A 17,664-nucleotide genomic window follows, 5' to 3' on the forward strand; every position below is an offset into this window, starting at 1 on the left:
GAATAGAGTGCTCATATTGACTTTCACGAAGAAGGGTTTACTTTGGGTTGGCAAAGTATTTTGCGGCCTTTTGACAACGCTAAATTTGACTACACAATGTCGGTTAATAATTGTGCATTTTTGCAAGTGTGCTATTGTCAATCTGTGACCATAAAATCATCATAAATGCACTTTAATACACTTTCATGTGAAATCATTAATGTTATCCAAGTGACTGATTTGATTGAAATAAAGTGTATTAAAGGTATGTGAGGTATACATGTGCAGCTCTCTCCGGAGGCGAAGGCCGGAGGTTCGAACCCTCTCGGGTGTACCATTTCCCTTGTAAGGCACGTTTTCTCCCTTTGTAGTCTATTGGTTCAGTGCTGTATTTGGTGGGCGTTTTCCTTCATCTTCCCCCTTTTTCTTGGTTTTAAACCCCTCTTGTTTAGCCGTTTGCTTGAACTCTTTTGTGTGTTTATTCGCGATACTTATGCGTTGTTCCATGAAGGAAAAAGGCTATAGTAACGGGTGTGTTTGAGAGGAATGTGATGTATGAATTTTCAAGACCTTGAGGTCGTGTTAAAAGTGGCTGAATTTCGCAGTATTACTGCGGCGGCAACGAGTTTGGATATGCGTGTGGCAACGGCGAGTGCCGCACTTAAACGCGTGGAAGCTAGCCTTGGGGTGGAGCTGTTTATCCGCACAACTCGACAGTTGAAACTGTCGCCTGCGGGAGAGCGTTACCTTCCTGAATGTCAGCAGGCTTTGAATACACTGGAAAATGCCAAACAAGCGGCTCGGGCAGGCTTGGATATTTTGCATGATGAAATACGCATAGCGGTGTCGTCTGATTTGGGTCGTAATATTGTGACGCCTTGGTTAGACACCTTTTTGAGTGACTATCCAGAGGTCTCCTTACACAGCAATATTACCGATAGCCACATTGATTTCTATCGTGATTCCATCGATATGGCGCTGCGCTATGGGGCACCAAACGATGCCAGTATGTATGGCTTTAAAATTTGTAACGTACCGCGTTTATTGTGTGCTTCGAAGCAGTATTTGGCACAACATGGGACTCCCCAACACCCAGATGAGCTGAAAAAATATAATGGTTTGTTTTATCAGTTGCACGACATAGTGCAAGACGAATGGCGCTTTCGTCGAGGAGACGAGCTGTTTAAGGTTAAGCTGAAAGGCAATCGTGCTTCGAACGATGGCGACCTTGTTAGACGTTGGTGTGTGGCGGGTAATGGTTTGGCCATTAAATCGAGTCTTGATATGTCGAAAGACTTGCTCAATGGGGACGTTGAAAGTGTGATGGCTGAGTTCAAACCAACGCCCACAGAACTTTGGTTGGTTTGTCCTAGCCGCCAATCGATCACACCAACCATGCGCTTATTACGGGATTTTTTAAGAGACAAAACACACTCGCTTTTGTCGCAAATGGTGGAAAAGAACATTCTAGATAACAGTGTTTTTGATTGATCTAACACATACTATCTTTTGCATCATAGACTTCCGAAAATGCCCGAGACCAGCATTTTGACGCCAGTTACCAATAACACAAGATAGCTGATTCTATAGATCCATTGTTGGGAAATAATGGTGACAAGCCAGACGCCTGTTCGAACGCCTATAAAGGCGATAGGAATAAGCACTAACGATGTGGTTAGGTTACTGGCGTTGAGTTCTCCTAAGTATGCATACGGAATGAGCTTCATCCCGTTTAGGGCCGCAAAGAAGACCACACTGGTTGCTATGTACTCTTCTTTTGGTAACGTCTTAGGCAGAAGGTGCATGGTTGCAGGAGGCCCGCCGGCATGGGCTATCGTGCTGGCAAATCCTGAGAGCATAGACAGTGCATAGCCCTGAGATGGACGATTAGTGGGGGCTTTTTGGACGAGAAACTTTTGCCCTAAAAAAGCCAAAGCGAGCCCGCCAATGATCCATTCAACCGTGGTGCTAGGAAGAGACCCCATAAAGAAAGAAGCAATAATGACGCCTATGGTCGCCGCCGGCAGCATGCTTTTCAGTTCGCGGTAATTACAGTGCTTGCGATGGTAGATCAAGGCCATTACATCCATGATGCATAACAACGGCAGTAAAATAGCCGCCGCCTGCAGCGGTGAAATGGTCATCGCGATTAATGGCACAGACAGCATTCCTAAAATCCCACCAACACCGCCTTTGCCCATACCATAGAAAAAAACAGCGGGCACAGCCGCCACATAAAACCAAATATCAGTGATCATAATGTACTCAGATAAGTAAAATGACTAAGGGTGGCCTTAGTCATTTACTAGAACAGATGGAAAAGTAAGATTAAGCGATGTGCTGGTTGGCACTATTGTCTAGCCAAGCGCGGGTGACTTGATCGAGCGGTAAGCCTTCACGACAGACTTGATAATCCAAAGCGGCAATAATGTCATTTGAGAAGCGTAATGCATCTAATGCTTCTCGTTGATGAGCGCTAAAAATAGCGGCGCGGTCTTCTCGCACTAATAACACGGCTCTGTCGACAATACCGAGCATTCCTTTAGGATCGGCTATTTCACGGATCGCGAATTTATGATGCAGAAACTGCGGTTTCCATAAGGGAACAATGACCCACTCTTTCTTTTCGACGGCTTGTTCAAACGCCTCAAAGCAGTCTTCTTCTGTGCCTGTATGAAAACGGTAGCCTGCGTTACTTAGGCCGTATTCTTCCATCATGCTAATCGAAAAACGAGTGATGCCTGCTCCCGGATTGATGCCTTGAATGTCTTTATTCATGCGCGGCAACACATCGGCTTTCAGTAAGTCGCTTACTTGCGAGACAGCGTCGGCGGGCACGTACTCAGGCACACCCCATAGCGCATAAGGTTGATAGTGTAGTCCGAGTTCTAGCAGGGGCTGAGCGGATTCGGCATCGGCTTTATAGAGGCCGTGGCTTGAGGGTAACCAAGCGGACGCCAGCATATCGATTTCCCCCGATTTTAGTTTGAGGAAATTCTCTTGGTGAGGGGAATAAACCCTTTCAACTGCAAATCCCATATCTTGTAAAACATGGCGAATAATGGACGCAGTTACCCGATGGAAAGAGAGGTCAGTCACTCCCATTGTGATGATTTTGGACATAATAATGCAGTTCTCAATAAAAGATGGTGAAGAGATAAGCAGAGTGTTGTGAGCAATAAAGCAGGGGCGAGTCACCCCTGCTGTTGGTGAGTTAGTGCTGGTTCAGCTTGATGCGTAGTACATGGAAGGGCTTAGTTGCGCCTTCTTTGCCGGCATTAAGCACAGGCGTTAGGCTCAGCGAGTTTTGTGTAACGTATAGGTAACCCTTGTGGATGGAGAAACCGTCCGCCCAAGACAGCAATTTTTTATCTTGAGCAAAGAGGCGATACCCCTCTTTTTCATTGAATATACCAATTGCGTCCTTTTCGACATCGCCGACATAAATGTCGCCATTGTCTGCCATGATCATGCCGTCGCTAGGGCGTTTTTCACCATAGAACTCAATGCTGTTTGCCAACTCTTTTGTGGACAAGTTGTCATTCGCTAGCGCGTCTGCAGGTAGGCGATAGATAACGCTACCGTTTACCGTACCGAAATAGACCCATTTCTTTTTAGCGTCCATTGTAATCGGGTTCAAGCCTAGGTAAATCGCGTGCTTTTTACCGTCTTCACGTTTGGTAGACATCAAGGCGCCATCAACCACCATATCGTGATGCGGTGCTAACAAAGCTTTGTTTGCTTCAAGTACTCGGCGTGATGTGCCTGTTTTCAAGTCGACAACAATAAAAGCTGGCGCTGGCTCACCGTATAGGTTGCCTAAGCTGGTGTCTGCAATGTAGATCTTGTTGCGTTTAGTGTCGACAACAAAGTCTTGTAAAAACGAGTTGGACGCCATCGCTTTAGGGTCGATCTTAATGCGTTTGAATAATGTGTTGTGAACCGTGTCCCAAGCGACAATTTGTGCTGGGGCCGTGGCGCTGCCCATGTCTAGAATCCAAACGACGCCATCTTTGGTGCTGTCGATACCGATAACGGCAGATAAGCCGACTTTGCCTTTGTCTGGGCCATCAGCCCAATCTTTGGTTGGGAAAGGCACGGTAGAGCCGTCTTTCAGCAATTCAACCACTCGGTATGTTGGGTTATCTAGTGGCTGCATAGACAAAAAAGTGCGGCCTTGCTCTGTGACCGTGATGTTGCCAGGACGTGAGCTTGTGAGGGTCGCGACCTGTTCAATATCGGCGGCTTGGGCAGTACTGATCAGTGTTGTGGCCGCTAATGCCGCCGATAAAATAATGTTTTTCATGTTACATCTCGCAAAATATTATGTCTCTTAGTGGTCTAAGAGACAGGGTGAAGGGGTGAGAGGCGTGCTTAAGAAATGTGAGTCATTTCATTTAGTACAAAGGAAGTCACCGCGCTTTCAGTGGCTTCTACATACTCCGCTAGGTGGCTGTTACCCATGTGCGCTTGCCATAACTCACGTGATTCCCAGTTCTCATAGAACATAAAATGCGTGGCTAGTTGGTTATCTTGATGAAGGTCGTAGTTGATGCAGCCTTCTTCGGCGCGAGTGACATCAATCAGTTTCAGCAAAGCGGTTTTGACGAGTTCAACTTTGTCTTCTTTTGCTACGATATGGGCAACGACGGTTAATTTAGTCATGGTTCAATCCTAATGGTTTTTTATAGTGAAGGTGTGCCAGATGCCACCTTGTGCCTGTTCAATAGGCACATAGTATGGAGGTTATGGCAGTGGATAAAGCGCTTAAAAACGGAATGATTTTCAAATTAAAATTGAAAGATTTTGAGCTGGGTGATTGTTACCCTAAGCGCTAGGCTTAAAAAGCGTTCGAAATGATTGTCCGCTATCCTCTGGTTATCTTTGAGTATCCTCTGGTGTAAAAAAGGCAGAGAAAGGCGCATAAAAAAGCACTCAGTGTTGAGTGCTTTTAGTGGGTCTTTTAACAGAAAAGAACTTAAAACTGAATTGCGGTTTTCCCAATGGATCGGCTGCTTTCAATGCGTTGGTGAGCGGTTTTGAACACCTCTGCCCTGAACCCCGTTAAGGTTTCAGTTAACAAGGATTTTAAGCGTCCAGCGTCCAGTAAATTGGCGATTTGGAATAAAATCTCTTGTTGTTTGATCATGTCGTCAGTTTGGAACAAGGAGCGAGTAAACATAAGTTCCCAAATAAAACCTGCGGATTTACCTTGTAGTTTTGATAGATCAACGCCCCCATCAAACTCAACGATAGAGCTGATAAAGCCTTGAGGCGCAATCAGTTCAACCATCGCATCCCAATGGCCTTTGGTGTCCGCAACATTGAAAATATAGTCAACGTGCTCAATGCCTTGCGCTCGAACAGAGTTAACAAGATCATGATGGTTAACCACATAATCCGCGCCCATTTCCGTTACCCACTTCTCGGTTTCTGGTCGAGACGCGGTCGCAATAACCGTCAGGTTTGTTAGTTGCTTAGCGATTTGTATAGTCGAAGAGCCGACACCGCCAGCACCGCCAATAACCAAGAGTGTTTTCTTTTCTGTTGGCGTAACTCTTAGGCGATCGAAAAGAGCTTCCCAAGCGGTCAGAGAGACGAGCGGCATAACCGCTGCTTCGGCATCAGTTAGGCTTTTAGGGGCATGCGCTGTGATGCGATGATCAACGGCTTGGTATTCTGCATTCGACCCTGGACGAGTCACATCACCCGCGTAAAAAACACGATCGCCAATATTAAAACCGCTGACTTTTTCACCTTTGTCGACAACGATACCAACCGCGTCATAGCCAATAACTTTAGGCTGTTCTAGGGTTTTGTCGGCCGCTGAACGAATGCGAATCTTGGCGTCTGCTGGGTTGATCGAATTGGCTGTGACCTGTACTAACAAGTCATGCTCACCGGGTTTTGGTAAGTCTAGCGTGATCTCCACTAAGCTGTTTTCTTGCTCAATAGCTAGGGACTGAGTAAAGCCAACGGCTTTCATCGTAGAAGGTAAAGACATAGTCTGCTCCGTTAAAATAGAAGAATGAATGTAACGCTTACTTTAGAAGCGACAAGGGTAAGTGAGTGCTTTGGTTTTGCATCCAGGTGTCTAATTGAATAGGCCATTGGACGCTGTCTTCGGAATAAAAGCCGCGTAAAATCGAGAAATAAATGGCTTGATCGATTAAAGGAAGTTGAGACACGCCACCTTTAAAACAAAGGTACTTTTCAGCTTCTAGAATGAGCGGATTAAGGTAGTTAACTATCTCTCCTGTCTGCTCAAGTAAACGCTCAAAATTCAGCGTTTGCGTGTGTTTTTTCTCTCTCCATAGGGCTTTGCTTTCAGGCTTTAAAAACTCTTTTAACGACAAATTTGCCCACCGAGGGTAGCCAATGGCTTGCAGCAATGGAAACGCACGGCTTTGCCAATCAAGAGTATTTGCGGTGGCTGGTGCCGCCGTTGGATGATTTTTCAAAGACAGCAAGTACTGAATGATGTCGCCACTTTCTGCCATAGGTTCGCCATCTTCTTTAATCAGCAGTGGAACCATTTTGGTGCCAATGAATTTGTTGATGGTTGTGTTGTCGTCGTAATCTACGACAGTTTCTTTTATCTGGATGCCAAGAGAAGCCGCCACATAGCGAACACGAGCGCAAAAAGGGCAGTGTTCATAAATATACATTTCCATTGAGTAACACCTTTTTGAAACCCTAATAAAAGGGTTCTGAGTCGAATGAGATAGAGTCGTTGGAAGTAGAATAACGAAGAGGGTGCGCCAGAAAAACGCGCTTATAGCGGAATAACTATCAAATTTTTTTGGATAATAAGCCTCATTTGTTTAATAGAAACTGGATAGTCGGTGTGTTTTTGTGGCCATTGGCTTGGTTCGAGCTTGGACTAAGCTTTGTCAAAGGAGAGGATTGCGTGCATCTTGCCTTTTTCTTCTGTGAGGGAGGTGGTATTTTCTTAGAGCAAAGATAGCAGAATGTCAGATTTAGATGGTTTGAGTCTGGCAATAGTGTGGTGTTTGTATAAAATAATCGTCATTTACTCAATAAGAATTCTTTATGTCGTTCAGTGGTCGTCGCTACCAACAAGTCGGTAAGCAAATTCGAAATACATTACTCTCTGGCGAGTTGCCCGTTGGTGGGCGCTTACCTTCAGAGCGTGATCTCAGTGAGCGTTACGGCGCTAGCCGAGCGACCATTCGAGAAGCGATTATCATGCTGGAGCTGCAAGGCTTAGTAGAAGTGAAACAAGGTTCGGGCATTTTTTTCGTCGAGAATGTGGACAATAATTCATTGATTGGCGAAGCCGAAAGCAGCATTGGCCCTTTTGAACTGTTACAAGCTCGTCAATTGCTAGAGACCAATATCGCGTCTTTTGCCGCGACACAAATCACCGCCGCGCATGTGCGTGAAATGCGAGCCTTGTTGAAGGCGCAAGAAGAAGAAATCAATGGCGACAGTAAGCGCTTCAATGAGCTAGATCATAATTTCCATATGGTGATCGCAGACGCAACGCAAAACAATATGTTGATTCAGATGGCCCAGTCTATGTGGGACAGTGTGAGAACGGAAAACCCATTATGGGACGCCTTGAATGAACAGTATTTTCATGAGAAACGTTTGCAGTCTCTTTGGCTGTCTGACCATAAAAACATTTTAATCGCATTGCAAAAACGCTCACCTCAAGAAACCAAGCAAGCGGTGTGGCAGCACATTGAAAACGCCAAAAAAGAGCTGTTTAAACTGTCGAATGTTGAAGAGCCAGACTTTGAAGGTTATTTGTTCGCCGCCAATGCGGTGCCCACGTTAAATAATGATGTTGACTAAATTCCCCGTTGCCACGCTCAATGCTTTGTGGGTATATAAGAGTAAGTGTCTACGGAAGCCAAGATAATGGTACAAAAAAAACATTTAACCCTGAAAGACATTGCGAAAGAGTTAGGCGTGTCTACTGCCACTGTGTCTCTGGCGATCAATAATAGCTCCCTGGTTGCGGAAAAAACTCGCCTACTGGTGCTCTCAAAAATCAAAGAAGTGGGTTATGTTTATAACCGCCGAGCCGCGAGCTTGATCACAGGTAAGAGCGGCATGGTTGGTTTGGCCGTACACGATTTTACTAACCCATATTTTACTGAAGTGTGTGCCAGCGCCGAGAAAACGCTCGCGCAAGAAGGGCGCATGTCTTTGTTGTGCAATAGCCACGAATCGTTAGCGCTGCAAGAACGTTTTATTAACGCATTAATCGAGCATAACTCCGACGGTTTGTTGTTGTGCCCTGTGGTTGGCACCGAGGTGGCACAGCTGCAGCCTTTGTTAACGCGTGGTTTGCCGACTGTGTTAGTGACACGAGATGTGGAAGGCGCCAATATGGATTTCGTCGGCAATGACGAACGTTATTCTTTGCACCTTGCTACCCGCCATTTGATTAATCTAGGCCATAAGCGCATTGCGTTTGTCGGGGGCAATCTTGATGCCAAAGCCGCCAGAGACCGACGCTCGGGTTATGTCGATGCGTTGAAATTAAACAATTTGCCCTTTGATGAGGGCTTGTTGTTTGATTGTGAAAACAGCTCTGAAGCCGCTGAAAAAATCCTCCCTGACATATTGTCCATCGACTCACCACCAACGGCCATCGTCGGTTTTTCTGATCTGATTGCGCTGGGGGTGATCTCGGGTTTGATCGAGTTGGGTTTGCAACCGGGCAAAGACATTGCTGTGGTGGGGTGTGACAATATTTCGGAAAGTAGCCGTCATTATTCTCAGCTTACGACGGTGAATGTACAAAAATCACAAATCGGTCAGATGGCCGCGACCTTTCTTTTTCAGCGTTTGCTGAATCCACAGATGCCGCCACAAAGAAAGATTTTTGAATCTGAATTAGTGATTCGTCGTTCTTGCGGTGCTTATCTCGCTAGTTAATTGTTTTCCTTTATAAAAAGTCGAGTTTGTTGACGCTGCGTTCGAAATGAAATTTAAATCGATTTAAAAACAGCCTTGCCTGTGCTTTTGCTTTGCGCTATAAATTTAAATCGATTTAAAAAATAACAATAAAACGCTTTGTTTTGGAGATAAATAGTGGATAACTCGATCATAAAATCGATAGATGTACAGCTGTTTGCTGTGCCACTAGAAGAAGTGTTATCGGATGCTATGCATGGCGATCATACCCACTTTGAGCTGTTAACTGTCACCATCACCTTAGCGGATGGTTTGCAGGGAACCGGTTATACCTACACAGGCGGCAAAGGTGGGCACGCCATTCGCTCATTGATTGAAGCCGATTTAAAGCCTATTTTGTTAGGAAAAAATGGCGCAGATATCGAACAATTGTACTCTGCGATGGAGTACCACATTCACTATGTTGGTCGTGGTGGTATTGCGGCGTTTGCCATTTCTGCTATTGATATTGCGCTCTGGGATCTGCGTTGTCGCCGATTAGAAAAACCTTTGCATCAAATTTCAGGCAACCTTAACCGCAAAGCGAAAGCGTATCGTGGCGGCATAGATTTGAATTTTTCTCTAGAGCGTTTATTGGAGAACATACAAGGCTACCTAGACGATGGCTTTAACGCCGTAAAAATCAAAGTAGGTAAAGCGGACCTTGCAGAAGATGTGGCGCGAGTGAAGGCGGTTAGAGAGCTGATAGGGCCTGATGTTCCCTTTATGTTGGATGCCAATTATTCGATGACGGTAGAGCAAGCGATTGCCGCATCAAAGGCGTTTCAAGCCTATGATATTTTGTGGTTTGAAGAGCCAACCATTCCAGATGATTACCTTGGTTTTGCAAGGATTGCAGACGCGACGAATATTCCTCTGGCGATGGGGGAAAACCTGCATACGATCCACGAATTTGGCTATGCCTTTGAGCAAGCCAAGTTGTCTTATATTCAACCGGATGCGTCCAATTGTGGTGGCATCACAGGCTGGTTAGCGGCGGCACGAATGGCGAACAAATTTGCTATTCCTGCGTGTTCCCATGGCATGCAAGAGTTGCATGTTAGCCTAGTCGCGTCACAACCCAACGCGGGTTGGGTAGAGGTGCACAGTTTCCCTATTGATCAATACACTATGCGACCTTTGGTAATAGAAGATGGGATGGCCATTGCGCCTGAGACGATTGGGATTGGTGTTGATTTTGATTGGGATAAGCTTTTTTCATTTAAAATTTAAATCGATTTAAATTCATGGAGGTGCCGTTAAGGTAAGAAAGAATGTGTGACATTGCTCGTTTCAACATTTAGCGCGAAAAATAACAATAAATTAGGAGATGTTAAAATGATTTTCAAAATGACCGTGGTTTCTGCACTCATTGCTGTTGTGTCTAGTGCGGCGCTGGCTGACTTGCCAACGCTAGAGAAAAAAGATCGCTACAAAGTAGGTTTTGCTCAAACCGAGAGTAATAACCCATGGCGTATCGCCGAAACAAAAAGCTTTAAAGATACCGCTAAAAGCTGTAACTGGGACTTGGTGTATACCGATGCCGCCGGTTCTGCTGCCAAGCAAGTGTCGGATGTAGACTCCATGATTGCGCAAGGCGTGGATGTCATCTTCTTACCACCTCGTGAAGAAAGGCCGCTACTTCCTGCGGTATTGAGAGCCAAGGCACAAGGTGTCCCCGTCTTTCTTGTTGACCGCAGTGTCGATGAAAAAGTGGCCAAAGCTGGCCGTGATTACGTGACCTTTCTGGGTTCTAACTTTATTGAGCAAGGGCAAATTGCGGCCCAATGGCTGATTGAAAAAACCGGTGGAAAAGGCCTTATTTTAGAGCTTGAAGGCACCACTGGCTCCTCTCCTGCAAACGATCGTCGTAAAGGTTTTGATGACGAAGTTGCTAAGCATCCAGGAATGAAGATTCTGGCCTCTCAGTCAGGCGACTTTGCCCGCGATAAAGGGCGCAAAGTGACCGAGACATTATTGCAAACTTACCCTAATGCCAATGTGATTTATGCCCACAATGATGAAATGGCGATCGGTGCGATTCAGGCGTTAGAAGCCGCCGGTAAAGTGCCAGGCAAAGACGTATTGATCGTTTCTGTGGATGGTACTCGTGATGCCTTGCAAGCCATTATCGACGGCAAAATGGGCGTGACGGTTGAGTCGAGCCCTTTCTTTGGTCCACTCGCTTGTAAGACGATGAAGCGCTACGCCAATGGGGAAAAAATCGAACCTTGGGTGCGAGTCAAAGACCGCGTGTTCACGATTGATAATGCCGCTAAATACATCGATGACGCTTATTAATCTCACTTTGTCATGAAAAGAAGCAAGCCGTTGGCTTGCTTCTTGTTTTTTAGAATTTTGAATTGAGGTTTCCATGACTAACGTAGATTCGATAGACGTACCTAATGCGGATCATAAACCAGCCCAGCGAAACGAGCCGGAAGTGGTTTTGTCCATGCAGGGTATTCATAAGCGTTTTGCCGGTGTGCCTGCTTTAACCAATGCAAAATTGGAACTCAAGGCTGGGGAAGTGCACGCCATTATTGGTCAGAATGGCGCGGGCAAATCAACACTCATTAAAGTGTTAAATGGTGCTTATAAGCTGGATGAAGGTGAGATTCATTTTATGGGCGAGGCGGTCAGTTACGCGTCGCCTCACCATGCGCAGATGGCGGGTATTAGCACGATTTTCCAAGAAGTAAATTTAATTGCTTATCGTTCTGTAACAGAGAACATTTGTTTGGGCCATGAGCCTAAGCGGTTTGGCATGGTGGATTGGCGCAAAGCCCACGCTCATGCACGAGAAACCTTGGCGCGTTTCGGCCTAGAGCTGGATGTAGAGCGACCATTAGGGTCTTTTAATATTGCGATTCAACAATTGGTTGCCATTGCGCGAGCGGTCGCGCTCGACGCCAAAGTGGTGATCATGGATGAGCCGACCTCCTCATTAGATGAAAAAGAAAAAGAAGTGTTATTCCGCGTTATTAAAGAGCTGCAAGCCTCTGGTGTGGCGATTCTGTACGTCAGCCACCATTTGGATGAACTGTTTCAAATCTGCGATCAAATCACGGTAATGAGAGATGGGCAAACCGTCGATCAAAGGCCGATAGGCGCCATGAATAAGCTGGATATGGTCGCCGCTATGTTAGGGCGAGACCCTGAGGAAATCGCCAAAGGTGGCGCCACTAACTTTGCCTCTACAGGCTCAAGCAGCGATGAAGTTCTCTTGTCGATCGAGCACTTAAAGGGCGCCGCTGGCCTTAAAGACGTGTCTTTTAATCTGCATAAATCTGAGATTCTAGGTCTGGCTGGGCTGCTGGGCGCGGGACGCTCCGAGGTAGCTCGGGCTATTTTCGGCCTCGATCATGATTTGAAAAGCGGCAAGATGACCTTGTCGGGTAAAGAGGTGGATTTTAATCATCCTATTCGAGCGATTGAGGCGGGTTTTGGCTTTTGTTCTGAAGATCGAAAAGAAGATGGGATCATTCCGCAGTTGTCTGTACGTGAAAATCTCACCTTGGTGTTGCTGCCTCGTATTGCCAAATATGGCCTGATCGATGAGGAAAAAGAGCGTCAATTAGTGGAAGACTTTATTCACCGGCTTGGCATCAAAACCGCCTCAATGGAGCAGCCTATTTCGCAGCTATCGGGAGGAAACCAACAAAAAGTATTGCTGGCTCGATGGTTGGTGACTCACCCCAATATCTTGATTCTAGATGAGCCAACGCGTGGCATTGATGTGGGCGCGAAAGGCGAAATTCAAGCGCTTATTCGACGCCTAGCCGACGACGGTTTGACCGTATTAATGATTTCTTCAGAGTTCGAAGAGCTGGTGGAAGGGGCGGATAGAGTCATTGTTTTACAAGACGGCCATAGCATTCAAGAGCTGGCCAATGAGCAACTCACTGAGAATGCCATCATGAAGGCCATTGCTCAATAAACTCACGGTGATGTGAGATGAATGGAGACAACAGAATGAACACGTCTATTTTAGAAGAGCAGCGTAAAGTGCCTCGCACTCTGTCCGCAAGGGCGCTGTCACAAGTGAAAAACAATGGTGCGCTATGGGCGTTTTTTCTATTGTTGCTGATCAATATTTTGATCACGCCTAACTTTCTACAAATCCAAACCCTGTACGTCAATTTAACTCAGGTGGCGACGGTCGCCATCGTGGCGATTGGCATGACCTTGGTGATCGCATCGGGTGGGATTGATTTGTCTGTAGGAGCGTTAATGGCATTGGCGGGCACCATAGCGCCGATGATTTTCCTCTCAGATTTTGCCGCTTCTTCTCCTGCGCTAGGGTTATTTTTGGCCATTGTGGTGGCGATCAGTGCCGCAGGGTTAGCGGGCTTATTTAACGGTTACTTGATCAGTGTGTACAAAATACAGCCTATTATCGCGACCTTGATTTTGTTTATTTCAGGGCGAGGCATCGCACAAGTGCTGACCAATGGTGAGCTGCAAACCTTTGATAATCCAAGTTTTGAGTTTATTGGCACAGGGCGAATTTTTGGAATACCTGTGCAGGCGATTATCACCATGGTACTGGCGCTTTCCATTGCTTGGGTATTAAAGCGTTCTATCTATGGGCGTTTTTTGTTGGCCGTAGGAGGGAATGAAAAAGCCGCTGAATTGGCTGGGGTGCCGGCGAAAAAAGTCAAAATGATCACCTATATGGTGTGTGGTTTGTTGGCGGGTATTGCTGGGCTTATTACCACGGCGATTAACTCTGCGTCCGACGCGAACCAAACCGGACAATTGATGGAGTTGGACGCTATTTCCGCCGCTATTGTGGGGGGCGTGCTGCTAACCGGTGGTAAAGCACCGATTCTGGGTGCTGTGTTAGGCGCGGCCATTATTCAGTTGGTGGGTTATACCTTGTTGGCAAATGGGGTGCATGATGCGGTCGCTATGGTGGCAAAAGCCATCATCATTATTGTGGCTGTGTATCTTCAGCAAGTGAAGGGAGCGAAATAATGAACATTCTTTCTATGGTTTCTAATTTGCCGGGTATGAAACGAAAAGCGCATTCCTCACGACAGGCAGAAGGCGTGTTGGTTGCCCTGGTGGTGATTACCTTATTTGCGAGTTTGCGCTATGACGCCTTTTTGAGTGAATACAACATCATGACCTTTTTGGCCTACAACTCGATGTTTATTTTAATCGGCCTTGGTATGTGTTTTGTCATTATGACGGGCGGGATTGATTTGTCCGTGGGCTCGGTGGTGGCGCTGTCGAGTGTGGTGGTGGCTAAGGTCAGTGAATATGGCATTGAGGTTGCTTTGCCGGTGGGCATTTTGGTTGGGGTGACAACCGGTGCGATCAATGCGTTTGTGATTACTCGGCTCAAGATTGTGCCTTTTATTGCGACCTTGGCGATGATGCTAGGCGCCCGTGGGATGGCCTTGGTGATCTCTGGAAATCAGTCTGTGGATGTGTCGTGGGAGAGTAACTTTACCCAGTTTGGTTTAGGGAAAATGTTCGATTTTATCCCTTGGCCTGTGGTGGCGATGTTGGTGGCGTTTGCTTTTTGTTGGTTGCTGTTAGAGAAGTTTGCGTTTGGTCGTCATGTGCTGGCCATCGGCGGTAATGAAGAAGCCTCAAAGCTGATGGGGCTGGAAGTAAATCGCACCTTATTTGGTGTGTATGTCTTAAGTGGTGCCTTGGCAGGATTGTCGGGTGTGATGTTGGCATCGGGCTTTGGTGCGGGTCAGCCATTAGAAGGTCTTGGCTGGGAGTTGTCTGCGATTGCGGCTGTGGTCGTTGGTGGCACTTTGCTGACGGGCGGTTTGGGCTCGATTACGTCAACCTTATTGGGGGCAATCTTATTGGGGCTAATTTTTAATATTTTAAACTTTGAAAATGGCCTAGGTACCATCAGTTTCAGCGCCTACTGGCAGTCGGTTATTCGTGGTGGGTTCTTGTTAGTCGTGGTGATTATTCAAGCCAAAATCATGAACCGCAAAAAAGCGCATTCGTAAGGGATTTTTGGTCTCATTGTAAGGGCGATTCTGAGGTTTAGTATGCATTCTCATTATAAGTATATTGTTGTTGGTGGGGGCGCGGCGGGCGCAGTAGCGGCGGCGACGTTGGCACGAAAAGGCACGGGAAAAGTGTTGTTACTAGAGGGCGGCTATAGCCATAAACACCCATTGCTGGACATGCCGGCGGGTATTTTTAAGATGATAAATGGCAGCAAATACATGCACTATCACCATACGGTCCCTCAAGCGCATTTGGGTGGGCGAGTGCATGATATTCCACAAGGGAATGTGCTGGGTGGTGGCTCTTCGGTGAACGCGCAAGTGTATATGCGTGGGCGACCAAGTGATTATGATGAATGGGATTCCTTGCTGGGTGGTCAATCGGGTTGGTGCTGGCAAGATGTTTTGCCGCATTTTAAAAGCATGGAAGCCAATAACCGTTTGTTAAATGATTACCATGGGCACGATGGTCCTGTGTTGGTCTCTGACCCCAAATACATCGATGATTCTTCCCGAGAGTTTGTGCAGAGTGTTCAGGCGCAGGGCATTCCTTTTAATGATGACTTTAACGGTGTGCGGCAAAAAGGCGTTGGATTTTATCAATTTACCAACCGTAACGGCCGTCGTAGCAGCACGGCATATGCGTATTTAGACCCCAGTGTTGCCCCTGATAATCTTGATATCAAGTTGCAGCATAAAGTACACAGGGTGTTGATAGAAGAAGGGAGAGCGGTTGGCGTTGTGTATGAAAACGACCGTGGCGCAACCGAAGAAGTGCGTCTTGCACCAGACGCCGACGGGGAAGTTGTGTTGGCCGCTGGTGCCTTGATTACCCCCAAGTTGTTGATGCTTTCAGGCCTGGGCGATGCCAAGCAATTACAGCAATTTGATATCGATTGTTTGGTGGATTTACCCGGAGTGGGAGAAAATCTAATAGACCATCCAGAGGTGCCGGTGATCGCCACGGCCAAGCAAGGCTTTGGGTATTATAAACAAGGCGACGGCTGGAGAATGTTGTTGAATGGTTTGCAGTTTAAGCTTTTTGGCAGTGGTCCTGTGACCTCTGCAGGGGTTGAAGCGGGGGCGTTTGTAAACCCTGAAAACCCAGCGGAAGAAGCAACGATTCAAGCGTTTTGCGTGCCTATGGTGTATTTGGATCGAGACGTGCTGAGTCTAGTGGACAATGAGTACGGTATGACGATTACCACCGTGGTTATTAAGCCTGTATCAAGAGGCTACGTACGGTTGGCGTCTGCTTCGCCTGCTGATGCTCCCTTGGTGTGTCCTAATCTATTAAAGGACGAGCAGGATATGCGAGCCATGATGGCAGGTCAGCGCTTTTTCATTCGCTCGTTCCAGACGGCGCCATTGGCAAACTCCATCAAATCCATTGTGATTCCAGACATAAATAACTTAACGGATGAGGCGTTAGAAGAGCATTGCCGACAAACCGTTAAAACCAATTATCACCCTGCGGGCACTTGTCGTATGGGGCGTAGCGATGACGCAATGGCGGTACTAGACAGCCGCTTGCAAGTGAATGGCGTGAGAGGGTTGAGAGTGTGTGACATGTCGGCGGTCCCCAATATTAATGCGGGTAACACCAATGCGGTTGCTATGATGTTGGGGCGTCGGTGCGCAGAGTTTATATTACAAAAAGATCAATAAGGCGTCAGAGCGATAGGAAAGCAGTCGCGACAAAAACGTAAGACATAAAAAAGGAGCTTAATACGATTAAGCTCCTTTTTTTGTGGCTCAGTGTTACTTGGAAGCGGCTAAGATTTCATTGACCATCTTGTCGCCATATTGGTTAATAAAGTTCGTCCAGACCGGTTTAACGGCTTCGCGGAACGCAGCCGAGTCGACGTCACGGTTGACTTTCATGCCATAGGATTCTAACTCAGCGATCATCTTGTCTTCTTTCTCTATGCTTAACTTACGTTGCATTGCGACGGCGTCTTTCGCCGCGTCGAGAATGATTTTCTGGTTCTCTTCGCTCAGTGAGTTAAGCTTTTTTAAGTTCATTGCAAGCACTAACGGAGAGTAAGAGTGACGCGTCAGGCTCAGGTATTTCTGTAGTTCATAGAACTTAAACGACAGCACGATAGGGATCGGGTGATCTTGGGCATCAACCACGCCTGTTTCTAGGGCCGTATAAAGCTCAGAAACCGGCATTTGTGTTGGGTTCGCCCCTAGGGTTTCGAACATGTCACTGAGTGCCGCGGAGCCGTTAACGCGCATTCTTAAGCCTTTTAGATCGCCAGGCTCGCGAATTGGACCGCGATTGTTGGTGATATTACGAAAGCCATTTTCTGGAAACCCTAGGCCTTTTAGACCTAGTTTCTCCATGTCATTCAATACGCCTTGGCCGACTTTGCCGTCTAACACCTTGTAGGCGGTTTTTCTGTCAGGAAACATAAATGGCAAGGTAAATGCTGAAGACTCAGGCAATAACCCTGAATATAGACTCAAACCATTGATGGTGAAATCCATAATCCCCATGCGGGTGCCTTCGATCATTTGTGAGTCGGAGCCCAGCTGCCCATGAGGGAAAATGTTAATTTTCAAATCCCCATGACTGCGTGATTCGACTTCTTTTTTGAAGAACACTGACATCGCCTGTTGTAGGTCTGATGCCGGTGCAGCATGGCCCAGTTTGAGGGTTGTTGCAGCCATTGAGTAGCTCGCAGACATCGCCAGAGTCATCGCCGAAGCAAGACCCATACCCTTCAGTAAAGTTTTCATTTTTATCATTATTTTTCTCCTT

The 17,664-nt window shown here is 46.7% G+C and carries 16 protein-coding genes; 9 read left to right on the forward strand and 7 right to left on the reverse strand.

What is annotated here, in order from left to right; genetic code table 11:
- Window positions 1-534 precede the first annotated feature (534 nt).
- Window positions 535-1,470, forward strand: coding sequence for a LysR family transcriptional regulator (locus tag E0D71_RS07345; RefSeq protein WP_133002658.1), 936 nt, complete (start codon window positions 535-537; stop codon window positions 1,468-1,470).
- A gap of 23 nt (window positions 1,471-1,493) precedes the next feature.
- Here E0D71_RS07345 and E0D71_RS07350 read toward each other — a convergent pair whose 3' ends face one another.
- From E0D71_RS07350 to grxB, 6 genes are all read right to left on the reverse strand, one after another.
- Window positions 1,494-2,237 carry a sulfite exporter TauE/SafE family protein gene (locus E0D71_RS07350; RefSeq protein ID WP_133002659.1) on the reverse strand — a complete coding sequence of 248 codons (744 nt, stop codon included), beginning with the start codon at window positions 2,235-2,237 and terminating at the stop codon, window positions 1,494-1,496.
- A gap of 70 nt (window positions 2,238-2,307) precedes the next feature.
- Entirely contained in the window at window positions 2,308-3,102 is a 795-nt protein-coding gene (locus E0D71_RS07355) for a glycine betaine ABC transporter substrate-binding protein (RefSeq protein ID WP_133002660.1), read from the reverse strand.
- A gap of 91 nt (window positions 3,103-3,193) precedes the next feature.
- Window positions 3,194-4,285, reverse strand: a complete 1,092-nt coding sequence (locus tag E0D71_RS07360; RefSeq protein ID WP_133002661.1) for an L-dopachrome tautomerase-related protein — start codon at window positions 4,283-4,285, stop codon at window positions 3,194-3,196.
- Between the two features lie 68 nt (window positions 4,286-4,353).
- Window positions 4,354-4,644 (reverse strand): putative quinol monooxygenase, encoded by a 291-nt coding sequence (locus E0D71_RS07365; protein ID WP_133002662.1) that lies wholly within the window; start codon window positions 4,642-4,644, stop codon window positions 4,354-4,356.
- 313 nt (window positions 4,645-4,957) lie between these two features.
- Window positions 4,958-5,983, reverse strand: a complete 1,026-nt coding sequence (locus E0D71_RS07370) for a zinc-binding alcohol dehydrogenase family protein (protein ID WP_133002663.1) — start codon at window positions 5,981-5,983, stop codon at window positions 4,958-4,960.
- A 37-nt stretch (window positions 5,984-6,020) separates the two neighbouring features.
- Window positions 6,021-6,653 (reverse strand): glutaredoxin 2, encoded by a 633-nt coding sequence (grxB, locus tag E0D71_RS07375; RefSeq protein WP_133002664.1) that lies wholly within the window; start codon window positions 6,651-6,653, stop codon window positions 6,021-6,023.
- A gap of 379 nt (window positions 6,654-7,032) precedes the next feature.
- Between grxB and E0D71_RS07380 the strand changes: the two genes are divergently transcribed.
- The 8 genes from E0D71_RS07380 to E0D71_RS07415 all read left to right on the forward strand — a co-directional run bounded on the left by E0D71_RS07380 (window position 7,033) and on the right by E0D71_RS07415 (window position 16,565).
- Window positions 7,033-7,800 (forward strand): FCD domain-containing protein, encoded by a 768-nt coding sequence (locus E0D71_RS07380; protein WP_133002665.1) that lies wholly within the window; start codon window positions 7,033-7,035, stop codon window positions 7,798-7,800.
- A 66-nt stretch (window positions 7,801-7,866) separates the two neighbouring features.
- On the forward strand, window positions 7,867-8,892 hold the full coding sequence (locus tag E0D71_RS07385; protein ID WP_133002666.1) for a LacI family DNA-binding transcriptional regulator: 1,026 nt from the start codon (window positions 7,867-7,869) through the stop codon (window positions 8,890-8,892).
- Between the two features lie 156 nt (window positions 8,893-9,048).
- Window positions 9,049-10,143, forward strand: coding sequence for a mandelate racemase/muconate lactonizing enzyme family protein (locus E0D71_RS07390; protein WP_243711966.1), 1,095 nt, complete (start codon window positions 9,049-9,051; stop codon window positions 10,141-10,143).
- 105 nt (window positions 10,144-10,248) lie between these two features.
- A complete protein-coding gene (locus E0D71_RS07395; protein ID WP_133002667.1) occupies window positions 10,249-11,211 on the forward strand; it encodes an ABC transporter substrate-binding protein in 963 nt (320 codons plus the stop codon).
- A 73-nt stretch (window positions 11,212-11,284) separates the two neighbouring features.
- Complete coding sequence (locus E0D71_RS07400) at window positions 11,285-12,850, forward strand: sugar ABC transporter ATP-binding protein (RefSeq protein ID WP_207923342.1); 1,566 nt, start codon at window positions 11,285-11,287, stop codon at window positions 12,848-12,850.
- Between the two features lie 35 nt (window positions 12,851-12,885).
- Window positions 12,886-13,890 carry an ABC transporter permease gene (locus E0D71_RS07405; protein WP_133002668.1) on the forward strand — a complete coding sequence of 335 codons (1,005 nt, stop codon included), beginning with the start codon at window positions 12,886-12,888 and terminating at the stop codon, window positions 13,888-13,890.
- Window positions 13,890-14,894 (forward strand): ABC transporter permease, encoded by a 1,005-nt coding sequence (locus E0D71_RS07410; RefSeq protein ID WP_133002669.1) that lies wholly within the window; start codon window positions 13,890-13,892, stop codon window positions 14,892-14,894. The genes E0D71_RS07405 and E0D71_RS07410 overlap by 1 nt, the downstream gene beginning before the upstream one ends.
- A gap of 42 nt (window positions 14,895-14,936) precedes the next feature.
- Window positions 14,937-16,565, forward strand: a complete 1,629-nt coding sequence (locus tag E0D71_RS07415) for a GMC family oxidoreductase (RefSeq protein WP_133002670.1) — start codon at window positions 14,937-14,939, stop codon at window positions 16,563-16,565.
- A gap of 93 nt (window positions 16,566-16,658) precedes the next feature.
- Here E0D71_RS07415 and E0D71_RS07420 read toward each other — a convergent pair whose 3' ends face one another.
- Complete coding sequence (locus E0D71_RS07420; protein WP_207923343.1) at window positions 16,659-17,651, reverse strand: DctP family TRAP transporter solute-binding subunit; 993 nt, start codon at window positions 17,649-17,651, stop codon at window positions 16,659-16,661.
- Window positions 17,652-17,664: the final 13 nt, after the last annotated feature.

Source organism: Marinomonas sp. KMM3893 (assembly GCF_004352855.1).
GTDB classification, from domain to species: domain Bacteria; phylum Pseudomonadota; class Gammaproteobacteria; order Pseudomonadales; family Marinomonadaceae; genus Marinomonas; species Marinomonas arenicola.

Excerpts from the sequence above, each read along its gene's own strand:
- E0D71_RS07345 (WP_133002658.1), top strand. The coding sequence starts at position 535 with ATGAATTTTCAAGACCTTGAGGTCGTGTTAAAAGTGGCTGAATTTCGC.
- E0D71_RS07350 (WP_133002659.1), bottom strand. The coding sequence starts at position 2,237 with ATGATCACTGATATTTGGTTTTATGTGGCGGCTGTGCCCGCTGTTTTT.
- E0D71_RS07355 (WP_133002660.1), bottom strand. The coding sequence starts at position 3,102 with ATGTCCAAAATCATCACAATGGGAGTGACTGACCTCTCTTTCCATCGG.
- E0D71_RS07360 (WP_133002661.1), bottom strand. The coding sequence starts at position 4,285 with ATGAAAAACATTATTTTATCGGCGGCATTAGCGGCCACAACACTGATC.
- E0D71_RS07365 (WP_133002662.1), bottom strand. The coding sequence starts at position 4,644 with ATGACTAAATTAACCGTCGTTGCCCATATCGTAGCAAAAGAAGACAAA.
- E0D71_RS07370 (WP_133002663.1), bottom strand. The coding sequence starts at position 5,983 with ATGTCTTTACCTTCTACGATGAAAGCCGTTGGCTTTACTCAGTCCCTA.
- grxB (WP_133002664.1), bottom strand. The coding sequence starts at position 6,653 with ATGGAAATGTATATTTATGAACACTGCCCTTTTTGCGCTCGTGTTCGC.
- E0D71_RS07380 (WP_133002665.1), top strand. The coding sequence starts at position 7,033 with ATGTCGTTCAGTGGTCGTCGCTACCAACAAGTCGGTAAGCAAATTCGA.
- E0D71_RS07385 (WP_133002666.1), top strand. The coding sequence starts at position 7,867 with ATGGTACAAAAAAAACATTTAACCCTGAAAGACATTGCGAAAGAGTTA.
- E0D71_RS07395 (WP_133002667.1), top strand. The coding sequence starts at position 10,249 with ATGATTTTCAAAATGACCGTGGTTTCTGCACTCATTGCTGTTGTGTCT.
- E0D71_RS07400 (WP_207923342.1), top strand. The coding sequence starts at position 11,285 with ATGACTAACGTAGATTCGATAGACGTACCTAATGCGGATCATAAACCA.
- E0D71_RS07405 (WP_133002668.1), top strand. The coding sequence starts at position 12,886 with ATGAACACGTCTATTTTAGAAGAGCAGCGTAAAGTGCCTCGCACTCTG.
- E0D71_RS07410 (WP_133002669.1), top strand. The coding sequence starts at position 13,890 with ATGAACATTCTTTCTATGGTTTCTAATTTGCCGGGTATGAAACGAAAA.
- E0D71_RS07415 (WP_133002670.1), top strand. The coding sequence starts at position 14,937 with ATGCATTCTCATTATAAGTATATTGTTGTTGGTGGGGGCGCGGCGGGC.
- E0D71_RS07420 (WP_207923343.1), bottom strand. The coding sequence starts at position 17,651 with ATGATAAAAATGAAAACTTTACTGAAGGGTATGGGTCTTGCTTCGGCG.